Origin of the sequence: Streptomyces inusitatus (genome assembly GCF_014651115.1) — a bacterium.
Taxonomy (GTDB): Bacteria; Actinomycetota; Actinomycetes; order Streptomycetales; family Streptomycetaceae; genus Streptomyces; species Streptomyces amakusaensis.
In genome coordinates this window covers 109363-126789 of record NZ_BMWG01000019.1, presented here as the reverse complement: position 1 = coordinate 126789, position 17427 = coordinate 109363, and the positions used below count along the sequence as shown (strand labels likewise).

Annotated in this window: 14 protein-coding genes; 12 read left to right on the top strand and 2 right to left on the bottom strand. The window is 68.4% G+C overall.

The genetic code is table 11. From position 1 onward, the window contains the following. Window positions 1-109: 109 nt before the first annotated feature. The 7 genes from IE247_RS24930 (at window position 110) to IE247_RS24900 (ending at window position 7288) form a co-directional block, all read left to right on the top strand. Complete coding sequence (locus IE247_RS24930; RefSeq protein ID WP_190125500.1) at window positions 110-952, top strand: SAM-dependent methyltransferase; 843 nt, start codon at window positions 110-112, stop codon at window positions 950-952. A 263-nt stretch (window positions 953-1215) separates the two neighbouring features. Beyond that, window positions 1216-1689 carry an NUDIX hydrolase gene (locus tag IE247_RS24925; protein WP_190125499.1) on the top strand — a complete coding sequence of 158 codons (474 nt, stop codon included), beginning with the start codon at window positions 1216-1218 and terminating at the stop codon, window positions 1687-1689. A 116-nt stretch (window positions 1690-1805) separates the two neighbouring features. After that, window positions 1806-2804 (top strand): Gfo/Idh/MocA family protein, encoded by a 999-nt coding sequence (locus IE247_RS24920; RefSeq protein WP_229869338.1) that lies wholly within the window; start codon window positions 1806-1808, stop codon window positions 2802-2804. A 14-nt stretch (window positions 2805-2818) separates the two neighbouring features. Continuing rightward, on the top strand, window positions 2819-4108 hold the full coding sequence (locus IE247_RS24915) for a DegT/DnrJ/EryC1/StrS aminotransferase family protein (protein WP_190125498.1): 1290 nt from the start codon (window positions 2819-2821) through the stop codon (window positions 4106-4108). A 28-nt stretch (window positions 4109-4136) separates the two neighbouring features. After that, entirely contained in the window at window positions 4137-4826 is a 690-nt protein-coding gene (locus IE247_RS24910; protein ID WP_190125497.1) for a class I SAM-dependent methyltransferase, read from the top strand. 52 nt (window positions 4827-4878) lie between these two features. Next, window positions 4879-5697, top strand: a complete 819-nt coding sequence (hisN, locus tag IE247_RS24905; protein ID WP_190125496.1) for a histidinol-phosphatase — start codon at window positions 4879-4881, stop codon at window positions 5695-5697. A gap of 25 nt (window positions 5698-5722) precedes the next feature. Further along, window positions 5723-7288 (top strand): carbamoyltransferase C-terminal domain-containing protein, encoded by a 1566-nt coding sequence (locus tag IE247_RS24900; protein WP_190125495.1) that lies wholly within the window; start codon window positions 5723-5725, stop codon window positions 7286-7288. A gap of 84 nt (window positions 7289-7372) precedes the next feature. Here IE247_RS24900 and IE247_RS24895 read toward each other — a convergent pair whose 3' ends face one another. Continuing rightward, complete coding sequence (locus tag IE247_RS24895; RefSeq protein WP_190125494.1) at window positions 7373-8011, bottom strand: HD domain-containing protein; 639 nt, start codon at window positions 8009-8011, stop codon at window positions 7373-7375. Between the two features lie 121 nt (window positions 8012-8132). Here IE247_RS24895 and IE247_RS24890 point away from each other — a divergent pair, with 121 nt between their 5' ends. Continuing rightward, window positions 8133-9128 carry a GlxA family transcriptional regulator gene (locus tag IE247_RS24890; protein ID WP_190125493.1) on the top strand — a complete coding sequence of 332 codons (996 nt, stop codon included), beginning with the start codon at window positions 8133-8135 and terminating at the stop codon, window positions 9126-9128. 348 nt (window positions 9129-9476) lie between these two features. Here IE247_RS24890 and IE247_RS24885 read toward each other — a convergent pair whose 3' ends face one another. Then, the gene (locus IE247_RS24885; RefSeq protein ID WP_190125492.1) at window positions 9477-9815 is read right to left on the bottom strand and encodes a hypothetical protein; all 339 of its coding nucleotides are present in this window, start codon (window positions 9813-9815) and stop codon (window positions 9477-9479) included. 382 nt (window positions 9816-10197) lie between these two features. On the opposite strand from IE247_RS24885, the gene IE247_RS34825 reads away from it, so the two are divergent. The 4 genes from IE247_RS34825 to IE247_RS24865 all read left to right on the top strand — a co-directional run bounded on the left by IE247_RS34825 (window position 10198) and on the right by IE247_RS24865 (window position 17390). Further along, window positions 10198-12936 carry a YfgM family protein gene (locus IE247_RS34825; protein WP_190125491.1) on the top strand — a complete coding sequence of 913 codons (2739 nt, stop codon included), beginning with the start codon at window positions 10198-10200 and terminating at the stop codon, window positions 12934-12936. A gap of 190 nt (window positions 12937-13126) precedes the next feature. Beyond that, window positions 13127-14209, top strand: coding sequence for an RICIN domain-containing protein (locus IE247_RS24875; protein WP_190125490.1), 1083 nt, complete (start codon window positions 13127-13129; stop codon window positions 14207-14209). Between the two features lie 433 nt (window positions 14210-14642). After that, on the top strand, window positions 14643-16178 hold the full coding sequence (locus IE247_RS24870; RefSeq protein ID WP_190125489.1) for a hypothetical protein: 1536 nt from the start codon (window positions 14643-14645) through the stop codon (window positions 16176-16178). A 339-nt stretch (window positions 16179-16517) separates the two neighbouring features. Next, complete coding sequence (locus IE247_RS24865) at window positions 16518-17390, top strand: phosphatidylinositol-specific phospholipase C (protein ID WP_190125526.1); 873 nt, start codon at window positions 16518-16520, stop codon at window positions 17388-17390. The last annotated feature ends 37 nt before the right edge of the window (window positions 17391-17427 follow it).

Genomic DNA, 17427 nt, shown 5'->3' with positions numbered 1-17427 from the left:
TCGCCGACGGCATGCGCGCCGTCGCCGGCTCCCATGACCGCTCACTCGGCGAAACGCGGCGGACGGGCCTCCTCACCGACTGACACACCCTCATGCTCGGGAGACCTCAATGACCGACGACCCATCCGTGCACCACACCGTCCCGTCGTCACCGGACGCGGACCGGCTCTCCGACGAGCGGACCGAGACCGCGGACGGCGCGGCCGTCGACGGGAACATCCACGTCGGGTACTGGGACGGCGCCGCGGACGGCCGCTCGCTCGACCAGGCCACCGACCGGCTCACCGACCTCGTGGCCGAGCGGCTGGCCGCCGCACCCGGCCGGCGTCTGCTGGACGTCGGCTGCGGAACAGGACGGCCCGCACTGCGCATCGCCCGGGCCACCGGCGCCCGGGTGTCGGGAATCTCGGTCAGCGACGAGGACATCGACCTCGCCCGGACCAGGGCGGACGCCACGGAGCTCGCCGACCGGGTGGACTTCCGGTACGCGGACGCCCGTGCGCTGCCCTTCGAAACCGCGTCCTTCGACGGCGCCTGGGCGATCGAGTCCATGATGCACATCGGCGACCGGACCACCGCCCTCACCGAGATCGCCCGGACCCTGCGCCCCGGCAGCCCGCTGGTCATCACCGACGTACTCCTGCGGTCGCCGGTGACCGGGGACACCGCGGAACTCGTCCGCCGGACCTGCCGGGCGTTCCAGTCCCCCTCGCTGCCCGAACCGGCGGAGCTGCGCACCGCCCTCGACCGCGCCGGTCTGGAGGTGGTGGAGTTCAACGACATCGGAGAGCATGTCCGGCGCACCTACCAGGCGTTCGCCGATGCCTTCGACGGTGTCGCACCCTCCGCCGGCGACCCTCATCACGAATTCTTCAGCTTCACCCGCTCCCTTCCCCGGTTCGGCGCGCTCCCGCAGATCGGCTACGTCTTCCTGATCGCGCGCCGCCGGTGAACGAAGGGCCCGCCCGGGGGAGTGGGAGTCTTATGTGAACGCACGTTCCCCCTAAGGGGGAGGTGGTATGGGGTGGAAATCTAGGTACGATAGCGCGAGTCAGTGGTAATTCTGACTGCTTCAGCATTCTACCCGATGTGTGGCACATGTGGATTTTATGTGCAGGTGAAATGGGGGAGGAATGAATCGCTTATCCATCGGCGGTGTCGCCCGGATGCCGGCCGCTGAGGATTTCGGACCGCCGGGCTCGGTGAACGGCTGACATGGCCGAGACGACCGAACCCCGACTGATGGTCGGCGCGCTGATCCGAGACCCGTACGACCGGATCTTCGTCCAGCGCCGTTCGGCCGGCCGACGCCTCTTCCCCGAGTGCTGGGACATCGTCGGCGGAGCTGTGGAGGAGGGGGAGTCCCTCCTGGACGCGCTCCACAGGGAGACGGCGGAGGAGACCGGGTGGCGACTGCGCCGCGTTCTCGCCCGGGTCGCGCACAAGGAGTGGACGGCGAACGGACTGCGGCACATCGAGTCGGACTATGTCGTCGAGGTGGACGGGGACCTCTCGTCACCCGAACTCGAACGGGACAAGCACACCGAGTTCGCCTGGATCGCGGCGGGGGAAACCTTACTGCTCGATGAGAACACGCAGCGCAGCGGAAGCACCTTCATCAAGGACATTGTGACCGCGGCGCACCTCTGGCTCACCGATGATTCCAGAAAGACCCGCAGCTCTCTCTGAACCGCCTGCGGCCAAGATCTCGACGGGGTCTCCGAGAGCTTTCCCGGCTGCCCGAAACATCCTTGAACAATATTCTGTGAGGGGTATTCCGCATGCCCGGCAACAGACTGAAAAATATGCGTCCGCGATCGCGAGTGCTGATGGTCGGATTTGCCGGACACCAAGGAAAAGAGTATCTGCCGATCGTACGGGAGAGCGCGGATGTCGTCGGCGGGGTCGACCCGGCCCCGGCGGCCTCATCGCTCGCCGACGAGTGGGGATTCCCCCATTACGATCACCTCGGCGAGGCACTTGAAAGAGTCGACTTCGACGCCGCGGTGGTCACCGTGCCGCACAGTGAGCACTTCCCGGTCTGCGCGAAGCTCCTGGCACACGGCAGGCACATCATCAAGGAAAAGCCGTTCGCCGTCACCGAGCAGGAAGCCCGGCAACTGATACACCTGGCACAACGGGCCGACCGCAGCGTCTTCACCTTGCTCCAACGGAACTTCAACCCCGTGTTCCGGTTCGCCCAGGACAATCTCGCGCGGATCGGGGAGCCCTACTGGTTCTCCTACGACTACCACCTCAACCTGGCTCATCCGACCACGGGCTGGCGCGCATCCCGGGCGCAGGCGATGGGCGGTGTGCTCCTCGACATGGGCTACCACCTCATCGACGTGCTCGGCGGAATGTTCCCCGAACCCGAACCGCCCCGGGTGAGCTCCGCCTTCGTGCACCACTACCAGGAGATGCGGGATCGCCGGCTGGAGGATCTCGTCAGCCTCATGTGCAGCTATCCCTCCACGGGGCTGGTGGGCTCGCTGCGCATCTCACGCCACAACTACGAGAAGGTCGAACACCTCTGCGTGCTCGGTACGGAAGGTGCGCTGAACGTCGCCCCCGGGATCGCCGTCCTGCACTCCATCGGAGGGCTGCCCCTGGAACGCCGCACCTGGGCGGGCCCCAAGACCGACACCGTACGTTCCATGATCGCCCACTATCTGGGGCACCTGGACGACCGCGACTACCGCCACGACCACCTCCAGCGTCAGCTCGCCGTCGTGCGCACGATCGATGGGATCTACCGGGACCGATTACGCGCCCGGAGCGAACTCGCCGACCGGTGCGCCTGAAACAGGAAGGACATATGACCAGCGCCGAACAACTCGCCCTCCTCGGAGGCGCACCCGCCGTCGAACAGCCGCTGCCCCACGAGGTCTGGCCGCCCCCCGCCGACGAGGCGGAGCTGTCCGAACTGGCCGGGCAGCGGAACGTCGACATCTCCATCAAGGGCAACAGCGGTCCCATCGGCCGGCTGGAGGCCGAATTCCTCGCCTTTCTGGACGGCGGAGCCCGCTTCGCGGTCACCTTCAACTCCGGTACCAGCGCCCTCCTCGCCGCCTACTTCGCACTCGGTGTGCGCGAAGGCGTGGACGTCGTGGGACCGGCACTCACCTACCACGCGGCGCTCAGCCCCGTCTTCGCGCTCCGCGGCGACGTGGTCCTGGCCGACATCGACCCCGACACCCGCGGCCTGGACCCCAAAGCACTTCAAGCCGTGCTCACCGAGCACACCAAGGTCATCACGGTCGTCCACCAGTGGGGCCACCCCTGCGACATGGACGCGATCCTGCGGATCGCCGAGCGCCACGGACTGCGCGTTCTGGAGGACTGCTCCCACGCCCACGGCAGCCGCTACAAGGGCAGGCCCGTCGGCACCTTCGGCGACGCCGCGGTCTTCTCCCTCCAGGCCAACAAGGCCGTCTACGCGGGGGAGGGCGGCATCCTCGTCACGAGCGACCCCCAGGTGCACGACCGCGCCACTCTCCTCGGGCACTACCGGGACCGCTCCCGGGACGCCGTCCTCGACGAGGACCTGCGCGCGCACTGGGTCACCGGCTTCGGGCTCAAGCTGCGCATGTCGCCGTTCAACGCCATCGTCGCCCGGCACGCGCTCGCGGCCTTCCCGGCACGCAAGGAGGCCCGGCACCGCTGTCTGCGCCACTTCGGCGAGCGACTCGGCGACGTGACCTATCTGGAGCCGGTACACATCGCCGACCACGTCGACATGGGCGCCTGGTACGGCTACAAACCGCTCTACCGGCCCGAGGCGCTGGGCGGCGTCCCACGCTCCGTCCTCATCGAGGCGCTGCGCGCCGAAGGCATGGAAGTGGGCGCCCCCTCCAGCCCCCGGCTGTCGACCCTGCCGCTCTACGCCCGCCCGGAGAACCCCCTCTTCCCCGGAACACCCAAGAAGGGCATCACACCGGAGACCGGCTCGCACGCCGAACACGTCGAGCGGCACGCGCTGTCCCTGCCCACCTTCACCAACTGGCCCGATGACACCAAGCTCATCGACCAGTACGCCGAAGCCTTCCACAAGATCGGTCGTCACCGCGAAGCACTCGTGCGGTACGCGGCCGACCCGTCCCGATGAGCGACACCACCGAAAGCAGGGAGAGACCATGACTTTCAAGGAGTCCCCCGAGGCCGTGGCCCAGGTCCTGCGGCACGCCCTCGTGGGTGACGACCTGCCGGACTCCTTCACCCTGCTGGGGCGGGAGTGGACCCTGCACCGAGGCGTTTTCCCGGGCACCCTGAGCGCCGCCACCGAGGTGATGGCCTCGACCGTGCCCTATCCCCGGGGCGGCTCTTTCCTGGAGATCGGCTGCGGCACGGGCGTCATCTCCGTGACCGCCGCGCTGGCCGGCTGTGTCTCCGTCACCGCCCTGGACATCAATGAGAAGGCGGTGGCCAACACGGCCGCCAACGCCGAGCGGCACGGTGTGAGCGACCGGGTACGCGTCCTCCACAGCGACATGTACACGGCGCTCGGGCCCACGGAGCGCTTCGACACCATCTTCTGGAACGTCCCCTGGACCTATGTGGAGGACGGCTTCTCACTCTCCACCGATCTGCACTCCGCCGTCTTCGACCCGGGCTACCAGGGCCAGGCCCGGTACATCGCCGGGGCCCATGAGCATCTGGCCGACGGCGGCCGGCTGCTGCTGGGCACGGCCGACCTGGGGGACCGCGAACGGCTCGACGCCTTCGCCGAGGAAGCCGGAATGCGGGTCGAACTGCTGCGGCGCGTGCGCCGGATCGAGGAAGTACGGGTCATGGAGTACCACATGCTCGAACTGCACGCGAAGTGATCCGGCACCCCCCGGTACCTCGAAAGCCACCAGCCGTGCAGTGAGGGGCCCCATGCCACACCATGCCGATCTCGAACTGGCCCTGCGACTCGGCGATCTTTCCGACGACATCACCGGCCGTCGCTTCCAAGCCCGCGACCTGCGGATCCAGGAGAAGCCGGACCGTACGCCCGTGACCGACGCGGACAACGCCGTCGAGAAAGCCGTACGCGAGGCACTGAGCGCCGCCCGCCCGGACGACGCCTTCGCCGGAGAGGAGACCGGCGGCACCGTCACGGCCGGGCGCACCTGGATGGTCGACCCCATCGACGGCACCAAGAACTTCCTGCGCGGGATACCGGTCTGGGCGACCCTGATCGCCCTGCTGGAGGACGGCCGTCCCACCGTCGGTGTGATCAGCGCCCCCGCCCTGCACAGCCGCTGGTGGGCGGCGGCCGGACACGGGGCCTGGCTGCGGCGCGGGCCGGCCGGCAGCGTCCCCCTGCCCCTGCGGGTATCGGGCAACACCCGTCTCGCCGACGCCTATCTGTCCACCACCAGTACCCGTACCTGGGACGTCTTCCACTCACGTGAGGCGTATCTGCGCCTGGCGGAAGCGTGCTGGGAGGACCGTGCCTTCGGGGACTTCCTCCAGCACTGCATGGTCGCCGAGGGAACTCTCGACATCGCGGCCGAACCGGTCGTGAACCCCTGGGACATCACCGCCGTACAGATCCTCGTGGAGGAAGCCGGCGGCGTCTGCACCGACCTCCTGGGCGTCTCGCCCCAGAGCGGCACCGGCGCCCTGTCCGCCAACCCGCGATTGCATCGACTCGCCCTGAAAGCCCTCTCGGAATCGCCCCCTGAGCCACCTTTTTCCAAAGGCAGTTGAGAAATCCACAGAGAAACGGACCATCATGCTGATTCTTTCCCTCAAGGAAGGCCATGACGGGGCGGTAGCAGCCATCGAGGACGGCAAGCTGCTCTTCTCCCTGGAGGCGGAGAAAGACTCGTTCCTCCGCTACAGCAACCTCACCGCCGAGGCATTCGCCGTAGCGGCTGACCGGCTGGACAAACAGCCGGACGTCATCGCCATGAGCGGCTGGATCAAGGGGACCCAGGCCACCGACCAGCCCTCGCGTGCCGGGTACTTCGGGGTGGGCGAATCCGCGATTTCGGACGAGGCAGGCCGGTTCTTCGGAAAAAATGTCCGCGTCTTCTCCTCCACGCATGAGCGCTCCCACATCATGACGTCCTATGGAATGTCAGCATTCCGCCGTGACCAGCCCTTCTACAGCCTGGTGTGGGAGGGGAACATCGGCTCGTTCTACCGCATGGACGAGCGGGGGAAGGTGACCCATCTCAAGGAGGTGCTCAACTACCCCGGCAACAAGTACTCCTACGGCTTCGCGCTCGCGGACCCCAAGTTCAGCCCGCACCAGGAATTCGTCCGCTTCCAGGACGCGGGCAAGCAGATGGCCCTGGCCGGATTCGCCGAGAACCGACCGGCGACCCGGGCGGAACGGGAAGTCATCGACTTCATCCTCGGCCAGAAGGAAGTCATCACCGGCAGTCTGAAAGACCGGATGATGGATTCCCCCTTCCACAACATCGGTGTGGAGTCGGACACGTACAAGAGCCTCGCCGCCCGTCTGTCGAACGCCATCTTCGACCGGTTCCACGCATACGCCCAACAGCATTTGACGGAGGGGCTCCCCCTGCTCATATCGGGAGGCTGCGGGCTCAATTGCGAGTGGAATCGACGCTGGCGCGAGTGCGGGCTCTTCCCCGCGGTCTTCGTCCCACCGTGCCCCAACGACAGCGGCTCCGCGATCGGGACCGCCATCGACGCCCAGCACTTCTACACCGGGTCGGCCGACCTGGACTGGGACGTCTACACGGGTGGTGAATTCGTCGAGGACGTGGAGTTCGACCCGCAGCGCTACACAGTCCGCCCGCTGAGCCACGGCGAGGTCGCCCGCTATCTCCGCGACGGCAACATCATCGGCTGGGCGCGGGGCCGCTGGGAGATCGGCCCCCGCGCGCTCGGCAACCGCTCGATCCTGGCCGCTCCCTTCACCGAGGAGACGACAGTCAGACTCAACAAGATCAAGCAACGCGAGAGCTACCGCCCCATCGCCCCCATCTGTCTGGAGCGGGACGCGGGCCGCTGGTTCGGCGGAGGGGTCCCCGATCCCTACATGCTCTACTTCAGCCAGGTCGAGTCCGGCGAACTGCGGGCGGTCACCCACGTCGACGGAACGGCTCGTACCCAGACCATCGACCCGACGGCGAACCCGGGAATGGCCGGTCTCCTCACCGCCTTCGGCGAATTGACCGGATTCAGCGTCCTCTGCAACACCTCGCTCAACTATTCGGGGCGCGGGTTCATCAACCGCACCAGCGATCTGATCGCATACGGCGAACTCCACGGGCTGGACGGATACGTCGTCAACGACGCCTTCATCACTCCGCGAAACTGAGTTTTGGCCCCACCGGGACTCGGTTGGCGAGAGCGCGTCCGCGTCCGCGCCCGCTCCCGCCGGAGCTGCGACGAGAAGAGCCCCTCACTCCGGCCAGGGGGAGTCCTTGATCACCTCGACGAAGTCGCCTCGTACGAAGCCGGGCACGAAGTGTGCCAGCACGTCCGCCTTGACGTTGCCGAAAGTGGTGTCCGGGCGGTCCTGGACGCCTTCGGCGAAGGCGGCGAGTATCCGGTTCTTGAAGTCCGGGCGAGGATGGGCCGCCACGACGGCGGCCCGCTGCTCATCCGATACCGCGGTGTGGCCGATACCGAGGACGTCCAGCTCCACTCCCCTCGTGACCAGGGCGATCTCCGGCGCCATGTGCAGCGGGACCTCCGGGGTGGTGTGCAGGGCGACGGCGCTCCAGACCCGGTCGGCCGGCTCGCCCGTGATGCCGTGGGCACGCAGGAACCGACGGGCCTCGTCGGCGCCGTCGATCTCGAAGCGCTGATCGGTGCGGCGGTAGCGCCCGGTGAGCCCGAGGTCGTGGAACATCGCGCCCACGTAGAGCAGTTCCGGGTCGAAGCCGAGCCCCTGCTCGCGCCCGCGCAGCGCACCCCAGAGGAACACCCGACGCGAGTGGTGGAACAGCAGCGGCTCAGCCGCCTCCCGTACCAGCTCGGTCGCTTCGCGCGCCAGGGCGCTGTCCGGGATCCGCACTCCCGCGATCGTCTCGCTCATGAAAACCTCCGCCTGCTCGCCGGAACGGCTCTTCCGCCGGATCGGTGATACGCCTCCACTGTCCTGCGGCGGCGTACGCTGATGCCATGTCCTCACAGCCAGAAGACCCACAGATCCGGACATGAGGCCGGGAGTGCGACGGGTCGCCTTCGTCGTCTTCGACGGCGTGACGATGCTCGACGTCAGCGGCCCCTCCGAGGTGCTCCACCAGGCGGGCCGTCTCGCCCCGCCCTATGAGCTCGTACTCGTCTCGCCCGGCGGCGGCCCGGTGACCACCTCCGCCGGACTCACGCTGACCGGTACCGTGACGGCGGCCGAAGCCGGGGCGCCGCACACCCTCATCGTCGCCGGGGGCGACCGGCTCGCCCGGCAACCGATCGAGCACGAGCTGCTCGACACGGTCCGCGCCCTCGCCGAGCGGGCCGAACGGGTCGCGTCCGTCTGCACCGGCGCGTTCGTCCTCGCCGAGCTGGGCCTGCTCGACGAATGCCGCGCGACCACCCACTGGCGGCACGCCGAGACGCTCGCCCGCCGCTACCCCCGGACCCACGTCGAGCCCGACGCCATCCACATCCGCGACGGACGCCTTCTCACCTCGGCCGGCATCAGCGCCGGAATCGACCTCGCCCTCGCCCTGGTGGAGGAGGACCACGGCCCGAACACCGCCCGAGCCGTCGCCCGCGAGCTGGTGGTCTTCATGCAGCGCCCCGGCGGGCAATCGCAGTTCTCCACCGCCCTCGCCACCCCGCCGGCCCGCGGCGACCTCCTGCGCTCACTGATCGCCGACATCCTCGCCGACCCCGGAGCCGACCACAGCCTCCCCACGATGGCCGCGCGCGCCGCTGTCAGCCCCCGCCACCTGAGCCGGCTCTTCCGCGCCGAACTCGGCACCACACCCGCCCGCTGGCTCGAACGCGTCCGCCTCGACCGCGCCCAACAACTCCTCCTCGACGGGCACAGCGTCACCTCAGCCGCCCGCACCAGCGGCCTGGGCAGCGACGAGACCCTCCGCCGCGCCTTCGCCCGTCACCTGGGCACCACCCCCTCCGAGTACCGCACCCGCTTCGGCACGACCGGCCCCAGCCGACGTGAACTCCCCCGACACCGGCCGGGGTGAAACCGCGTCCCCGCGGCAGACGGACCGTCAACACCGCCTCGCCGCCCGTCATCGGCCGGGACGGAGGAACCGGGGGTCCGAAACCCGCCCCACCGCCCGTACCTCTCCCCGCACCTCCCCGCGTTCTCCCAGGAACGGCCGCTAGTTTGCGGCCCATGACAGACCACAAACCTCGTATGAGCCGTCGTTCCCTTCTCGCCGCGGGTGGCGCGGGCGTCACCGCCATCGGGCTGAGCGGGGCCCATCTCGCCCGTGCCGATTCGGAGGGGGCGGCCACCGTGTCCTCCTCCACCCCCGGATCGTCCTCGGCGCCGGACCTCCTGCCTCTGGTCAAGGAGACCACCGAGCTCACAGTTTGCCGGCGGTCCCACACTCCTGCCGAAGCAGCTGACATAGCTCGTCGGTCACCTCCGCGGAGCTGCGGGGCAGCCCGACTGCGCTGCTCCAGCCCGTTCCGGCCCGGTCGTAGACCACGCTCGTGGTGAGCTGGGCAGCTCGCTCGTGGACGTTCCAGTGGTCGAGGCCGACCGTGCCGCCGCTCGCCGTCACCCCGGGCACCCCGGTGGTGTTCATGGAGTGGCGGCTGTGGGCCCAGCCCGGATGGAAGAAGGGCACCTGCACCGCGCCCTCGACCATCGACCGCCGTATCTCCGGCACCGTCGTCTCCGCCCGCGCGGGGTCGTTCACGCCCAAGGCCGTGCGCAGGGCTCGGCGTCGCCCGGCGACGCTCGGTGGAGCACTGCCGCAAGGGCGGGCGGAAGACCTCACCGAAGCCGGTCGCCGACCGGATCGAGCGAGAGCAGGCGGTACGGTACGGGCCCGCCGGCAGCCCTGGATCCGGCCCCTGACGAGGGTGCTCTCCGGTGGCCGGAGCCACTGGCTTTCCGGGCGGCCCGCGTGTATCTGGCCTGCTGCGTTGCGAGTTACGCGCCGCGCGGGGAAGCGGCGGGGCGGAGCTGGCGGAACCGGACATTTCCCGGTCGGTGGTGTGGTTAGTCGAGTGTCCCGTTGCCAGACTCCCGGGCCGACGGAGCACACCGGGCTCCGCGGTCAGAAGGGGGGACGCCTGATGGCGTTCATGCGGTACAAGACGACGGGCTACCAGTGGGCGGTGACCTACCCGGCGGGGGAGTGGAAGGTCCTGTTCGGCCGGGGCTCGGACGGGGTGCTGATCAGTGAGCAGGGAGTGGTGTCCTCGGGCCAGCTGACCTCGTTCCACTCCGGGTTCGCCGCCCGGAGCGCGCCCTACCGGCAGTCGAGTGACGGAGCCTTCATGCTGCCCGTCTCGGTCGGCTCCTGGCTGACCCTCTTCTTCCGCGGCGACCGCTCCGAACGGCTCCACTGGGACCGCGGGGTCCAGCGCGAGGGAGCCTGGACGGAGGAGCACAACTGGGGCAGCGCCCTCCCGGCCGGATTCCGCTCCCAGATCGACGCGCTGTTACAGGCACCCAACGCCGCCGACGGGAACTGGCAGACGTACTTCTTCAAGGGCCCGCGGGTGCTGACCCTGCACTGGATCACCGGCGTGGTCCGCGACGCCCTGATCACCGAGGGGCCGGACGCGTCGGGCTGCGCGGGCTGGGCGTCGCTGCCGGAGGAGTTCCGCTCCGACCTGGACCATGTGATCGCCTACAAGAACGCCGCCGACGGAACCCGGCAGAGCCTCCTGGTCAAGGGTGCCAAGGGCCTGCTGCTGAACTGGAAGACCGGCGTACTGGCCTCCGGGGAACTGCACCAGCTCGGGGTGCCGGGACTCGCGGCCCTCCCCGCCGAGTACCGGACCCCGCTGCGGCCGGTCACCGGCCGCTACACCGGAGCCAGTGGATCCGACCGTGTCGAACTGCGCGTCGACCTGGAGGGCGAACGCTCCCTCGCCACGATCAGCGGCGACTTCTTCACCAACGGTGTCTGCGTCAACTCCTTCCGTACCGGAGCCGCACTCAGCGTCGACCAGACCGCCAACGCCTACACCCTCGCCCAGACCGGCCTGGAATGGTCCAGCGACACCTGGGTCACCCGTCTCGCCCTCACCATCCCCCGCGTCGCCGCCACCGCGAACGCGGCGAACGCCGCCCTCGTCCTCGACGCCCCCGGCAACAACCGCGTCCTGCAATTCGACTGCTCGTACGCGAGTACCGGGCTGCGCACCGTCGAGCTGGAGACGGACTCGGTGGTGGGCACACAGGTCTTCCAGAGGTATGACACCGCCCAGGGCTGGAACCCACCCGGCTACCGCAACCGCACCCTCACCGTCACCTCCGCCTACGCGGAGGCCGGGATCGAGATCCGCGACGCCGGAAACGCCAACACGATCACGGCCGACACCGCCGGCGCCGACCTCGCCTGGTCCGACGCCGAGCTGCATGCCGCGATGACGGCCAGTTCCAGCGTCTACCAGGACGTCCCGCAGTGGCGGTTCTGGGCGTTCGTCGCCACCCGCTACACAAAACCCACCGTCGCCGGGGTCATGTTCGACTACCTCGGGGGCGTCCAGCGCCAGGGCATGGCCGTCTTCCACCAGTCCATGCAGGGCTTCGGCTGGATCGGCAACGCGAACGAACTCTTCTGCTACGTCCACGAGATCGGCCACGGCTTCAACCTGGCGCACTCCTGGCAGAAGCACCTGGCCCAGCCCCCGGCCCCGCTCGGCCCCGACCAGGGCTACGGCGACCTGTCCTGGATGAACTACCCCCAGAACTACAGCCAGGGCGAGGAAGCGTACTGGCGCAACTTCCGCTTCCAGTTCACCGACAACGAGCTGCGCCATCTGCGCCACGGCTTCTACCAGCACATCATTCCCGGCGGCAGCTCCGGCTGGATGGTCAACTCCGCGCTTGAGGACAGTGCCCTCGCCGCTGCCGAGACCTCCTTCCGTCCGAGCGACAACCCCTCCGGGCTCACCCTCACCCTCGGCGGCAAACAGGTCTTCGGCTACGGCGAACCGGTCATGGCGGAGGTGCGACTCGCGCTCGCCGGAGAGCGGGACGGGATCACGGTGACCGAGTCGATCGGGCCGAAGGGCGAGCGCACCGTCATCGCCATCACCGACCCCCAGGGCCGCACCCGCCTCTTCCGCCCCCTCGCACGGACCTGCACGGGACACGGTGGCGGCGAGTCCGCCGTCACCCTGAACGCGGAGCGGCCCGCCGTGTACGAGACCGTCTACCTCGGCTACGGCGCGGACGGGCTGTACTTCGCCGAACCCGGCCTCTACAAGGTCACCGCCGTCCACACCGGACTCGACGGCGCCCGCACCGTCTCCCCCACCCGGACCCTCCGCGTCCGCCTCCCCCTCGACCGGACAGACCAGAACGTCGGCGAACTCCTGACCGGGGACGACCAGGGCGCCCTCCTCGCCCTCCTCGGCTCCGACACCCCCTCCCTCGCCTCCGGCAACGACGCCCTCCAGGAGCTCATCGACCGCTACGGCGACCACCCGCTCGCGGCCTACGCCCGCCTCGCCCGAGGAGCCAACGCCGGACGCCACTTCCAGACCGTCACCGACGGCCGCCTCCAGGTACGGCAGCCCGACACCGAAACCGCCGTCACCCAGCTCACCGACGCCATCGACGCCTCCCGCACCGATCAGAACACCGGCCTGGACAACCTCACCCTCAACGCCGCCATGCGCCGCCTCGCCACCGTCCACGCCAAGGCCGGCGACCTCGACCGTGCCGATGCGGTCCTGACCGACCTCACCACCCACTTCCGCGAACAGGGCATACCCGCCCACGTCCAGGAACACATCCAGCAACAAGCCGACGAAACCCGAGCCGCGATCACGGAGCAGACCGGCGACCGCTCCTGAGCCATCCGCGCGGAGGGGCGGGCCACAGCTCCGCGGCGCCCGCCCCCAACGCACACGTCTCCCGGCCGCCCTCCGGGGCGGCGGACCCCGTGACCGTACGAACCGCCGGGCCGCCGCCGGGCCCGGGGTTTCGGCCGGGTGACGTCTTTGACGACATTCCGACAGGATGTGACTCCCAGAGGAGGGCCGGATGGCCATCAGTGCCGGGCGCAGCTACGTGCTCAGGAACCGTAAGTCGAGCCTCGTCTTCAACGTGGCGGGGAACACGACGAATATCGCCATCAGGCTGGACACCTGGCGACTCGATACCGGGCAGTTCCGTACGAGCCAGGTGTGGCATCTCTTCCCGCTGGACGACGGCGGCTATCTGATCGCCAACAAGCACAGCGGGCTGGTGGCCACCGTCCTGGACAGCAGCCTCGCGCCCTCGGCCAAGCTGGAGCAGAACACCCTCCAGACCGCCTCCGCCGCGCAGCAGACATGGCTGTTACGGGAGGTGTCGGGTGGCGGTCACCACATCGTCAACAAGCGCAGCGGCCTGTATCTGGGCCTGCAGGGCAACGGGACAGGCACCGGAGCACAGACCCAGCTGGACTTCTTCTACCGCCCGCCGCTGGCGACGAACGTCTGGGGCCTGGAGGTCGAGGACGAGTACCGGCCGGTGCTGGATCTCGCGCCGGTACCGGCCGGCCCGGCCGACATCGGTGACGTGGTGCGGCTGACCGGCTTCGCGCAGCCGTCCCAGCAGCAGACCGCCCCCGTCCTGATCGGACAGGTCGCACTGCCCTTCCCGCTGGTCACGGACTCCGCCCTGCCCCGCACCCGCCAGGGCATCGACAGCCCGTACTACCTGCTGAAGCGGCACGGCTACTGGAAACTCGCGCACTACCACGACCACACCGGCGCCACCCAGCAGACCAGGACCCAGCAGATCACCGTGGGCCTCACCAGCGCCAACGCGCAGCAAGTCCAGACCGCCACCGGGATCTCGGTCACCGCCGACGCCTCCTTCGTCTACGGAGGACCCACCGCCGCCCTCGCCACCACCATCAGCTCCGGTCTGAAGGTCACCAACGGCTCCAGCTCCAGCACCACGCCGGAAAGCAGCCGGACGCAGACCATCAGCCGGGTCTACCCCCAGGGCGGGCGGGTGGCCGAGGCCCTCTGGTACAAGGAGGACAAGTACACGCTCACCAGGCTCGACGGGACGGTGGTCATCGAATGGACCACCCGCGACCCCAACACCGGCCTTTCCGACGCCTGGACAGCCTGACCGACAGCACCCCTCCCGGCACGGCTCCAGCCCCACGGCTCGCCGCCACCCGCCGCATACCGGACCGGGTGGCGGCGAACCCCTGCCTGGAAGAGCGAACGACGGACGAATTCCTCTGATGGACCTGCCCCTGGAGATGGTCCCAGGTGATGCGGTGGCAGTGAACGTGTGCCAGCCCGACTCCTGCCGCCTTCGCCGGTGTTCGGACTTCTGGCCATGCGTTCCCGCACGGTCGCCGTCCCTGAACCGGCCGAGCCGAATCGGCAGAGGGTGATCAGCCGGACGGCGGTGATGGTGAGGGCGGCCGGGGCGCGGTGGAGCCGGGACGGCAGCCTGGCCCGATCGCCTCGACGACCGCTGGTGCGGAACCGGCGAGGGGTTACCGTGCATTGGAGTACCGCGATTCAGTATTTCCGATCCTAAGCGGGGGAAAATGAAAGTGCTTTTGCGCCACATGGTGGTGCTGTGCTCCGCACTCTTCGCGGTGATATCCATGTCGGTCGGCGTGGCGCAGGCAGCTCCACGACCGGTTCCTGTCACAGCCGGTGACAAGTACGCCATCAAGTCCGTGGGTGTCGGCCTGTACGTGTCGGCGGAAGTCGACAACAGCGGTGCCACGGAAGGCATGTTGCGCGCTCGCAAGGCGGGCTCGAAGAATGACTTGGGCAGCTGGGAACGGTTCACGCTGCACACCGACGACAAGGGGGAGACCATCACCCTGCGATCGGAGGCGAACGGAAACTACGTCACGACCGAGCGGGGATACACGGGCAGCCACCGGAATCTACTCCGGGCCCGGGGTACGACCGTTGGCGGTTGGGAGAAGCTCCAGCTGGTGAGACAGCCCGATGGGTACTACGCCCTGAGGGCGCAGAAGGCCGGCACCGACGGCATGGACGTGTATGTGACCGCTGAGAAGCAGGACGCCGGGAACGATGCCGGGCTGCTGCGGGCGCGGGCGTCGGCAGTGGGGTCCTGGGAGAAGTTCGAGCTTGAGTTTCTGGGTGAAAGCAACCCAGGCGGTGAGGGGTCTCGGCCCCAGCCCGCAGCCCCCGTTTCGGCAGTCGACATCCGAGTGATGTCATGGAATCTCTGCGCCAACCACAATGACAAGTGCGGAAACTTCCGGACAGAGGGCGGTGAACTGGGCAACCAGATCACCAGCCAGATGGGCTCCACGACGGAAGCGCAACAGTATCGAGCCATTTTTCTCCAGGAGATCTGCGAGTCCCAAGCATCGGAGATCGAGACGAAACTGGAATTGAAGACCGGTACGGGTTGGAGCGTACGCTTCGCCCCCATCAAGTACGCGGTCGACGATTCATCCGTGAATGCCGCTAGGACCTGTCACAATGCGGGCTCTGCGGGGGCCTGGAAGGACCGGGGCGCCTACGGCATCGGCCTCGCGATACCGGACTCCAACGTCTGGTACACCTCATACGACCTACCCTCACCTGCGAACCGGACCATCGACGGTGCTTGGGTGCGCATTGAGCAGCGCACCGCTCTGTGCGCCGTTCTCCCGGCCCAGGCCCTCCAGTTCTGCACGGCCCATTTCAGCGCCGGCCTGTCGACGGACGACGCGGACGGCACGAAGCGGAAGGAGCAGGCCGCGCTGCTGCAGCAGATCGTCCATTCGTACACCCCGGCCGGTTACCGCACCGTCTACGGCGGCGACTTCAACGCTGTGCCACCGGACTCCGCTTCCCCCGACACACCCAAGGACGTGATGGCCTCCGCCTATCAGAAAGACAAGGAGTGCGACGAGGGGCGGGACGCCGCGCGCCCCCGTGATGGACGGGCCACCAAGCCGCTGGAGGGGCGAAGCATCAAAATCGACTACCTGTTCGCGCCGTCCAGCGCGACTTTCCTGTCCTGCGACGTGACGAACCCGAACCCGACCCCGATCGTCCTCCCGCCGACGGACCACTACCCGGTCAAGGCCCACCTCCGGATTCCCGCACTGTGACGCGGGTCCTGGTCCGGGAAGCCCAGCTCCGGACCAGGACCGGCATCCCGGCGCCGGGGGACAGGGCTCGGCGCGCGAGAAAAGATCGGGCCGGGCAGGCAACCTTCTCTTCCGCCACACCCTGTTTCATAGCAACAGCTCTCCGGGGAGGTGCGGTGCTCGGCTACCAGGGGGACGGCGAGTGCGACCCTCCGTACCACCGGGTCCCCCGGACCACCCGGCACGTCGGGGACGAGGTCCGCCCCCGACGTCGGGCGTCACCCGGGAGCTGTGGACGACGGACGCACAGGCAGTGCGCACCGCCCGCTCGCTACAGCGACAGCGAAAGGTGAACTCTTCATGGAGAGAAGGGCGTTTCTCAGGGGGGCAACGGCCGTGACCGTCACGGCCGCAGCCACCGCCCTCCCCTTATCGGCGGCGAAGGCTCAACCCATATCGGCCCAGGGCACGCACAACTGGATGTCCCGTTTCCCCGGCGCGACCCTGCTCAGGAACCTGACCATTCCGGGCACCCATGACTCCGGGGCACGCTTTGGATCGGTGTGGCACCAGTGTCAGGGCATGACGATCACCCAACAGCTGAACGCCGGAATCCGCTTCCTGGACATCCGCTGCCGGGCCATCGACGGCGTTTTCGCCATTCACCACGGCAACGCCTTCCAGAACGCCATGTTCGGCAATGTCCTCAGCGAGTGCTGGGACTTTCTGAAGGCCAACCCTGGTGAGACCGTGCTGATGCGGGTCAAGCAGGAGTACTCGGAGGAGAGCGACGCCGTCTTCGGCGCGATCTTCGAGAAGTACTACCAGGACTGGAAGGCGATCCTGCGTGTCGGCAACGGGCTGCCACCCCTCGGCACCGCACGCGGCAAGGTCGTCATTCTCGGTGACAACGGCGGTATCCGCGGAGTGCGGTACGGAGACTCGTCGCTCTTCGACATCCAGGACGACTGGAACGCCCTCGGGGCGACGAAGTCCGATTTGATCAAGAACCATCTGCGCAAGGCGCGGAACCAGCCCGGGAAGCTGTTCATCAACTATGTCAGCTCGGCGGCGTGGAACGGCACCCCGAGTGGCCATGCCAGCAGCCTCAACCATGTGCTGAACGGTGTTCTGACGGGCGAAGCCGCGTCTTGGCGCGCCCTCGGCGCCATCATGATGGACTACCCGGAGAACAAGCCGGACCTCATCCAGAACATCATCAACCGCAACTGACCTCCACGTCTCCCGGGGGCGCGAGGCACCCCGGCTC

What these genes read in the sequence shown, in the direction of transcription:
- IE247_RS24930 (WP_190125500.1), top strand. Translation starts at nt 110, where the DNA reads ATGACCGACGACCCATCCGTGCACCACACCGTCCCGTCGTCACCGGAC.
- IE247_RS24925 (WP_190125499.1), top strand. Translation starts at nt 1,216, where the DNA reads ATGGCCGAGACGACCGAACCCCGACTGATGGTCGGCGCGCTGATCCGA.
- IE247_RS24920 (WP_229869338.1), top strand. Translation starts at nt 1,806, where the DNA reads ATGCGTCCGCGATCGCGAGTGCTGATGGTCGGATTTGCCGGACACCAA.
- IE247_RS24915 (WP_190125498.1), top strand. Translation starts at nt 2,819, where the DNA reads ATGACCAGCGCCGAACAACTCGCCCTCCTCGGAGGCGCACCCGCCGTC.
- IE247_RS24910 (WP_190125497.1), top strand. Translation starts at nt 4,137, where the DNA reads ATGACTTTCAAGGAGTCCCCCGAGGCCGTGGCCCAGGTCCTGCGGCAC.
- hisN (WP_190125496.1), top strand. Translation starts at nt 4,879, where the DNA reads ATGCCACACCATGCCGATCTCGAACTGGCCCTGCGACTCGGCGATCTT.
- IE247_RS24900 (WP_190125495.1), top strand. Translation starts at nt 5,723, where the DNA reads ATGCTGATTCTTTCCCTCAAGGAAGGCCATGACGGGGCGGTAGCAGCC.
- IE247_RS24895 (WP_190125494.1), bottom strand. Translation starts at nt 8,011, where the DNA reads ATGAGCGAGACGATCGCGGGAGTGCGGATCCCGGACAGCGCCCTGGCG.
- IE247_RS24890 (WP_190125493.1), top strand. Translation starts at nt 8,133, where the DNA reads ATGAGGCCGGGAGTGCGACGGGTCGCCTTCGTCGTCTTCGACGGCGTG.
- IE247_RS34825 (WP_190125491.1), top strand. Translation starts at nt 10,198, where the DNA reads ATGGCGTTCATGCGGTACAAGACGACGGGCTACCAGTGGGCGGTGACC.
- IE247_RS24875 (WP_190125490.1), top strand. Translation starts at nt 13,127, where the DNA reads ATGGCCATCAGTGCCGGGCGCAGCTACGTGCTCAGGAACCGTAAGTCG.
- IE247_RS24870 (WP_190125489.1), top strand. Translation starts at nt 14,643, where the DNA reads ATGAAAGTGCTTTTGCGCCACATGGTGGTGCTGTGCTCCGCACTCTTC.
- IE247_RS24865 (WP_190125526.1), top strand. Translation starts at nt 16,518, where the DNA reads ATGGAGAGAAGGGCGTTTCTCAGGGGGGCAACGGCCGTGACCGTCACG.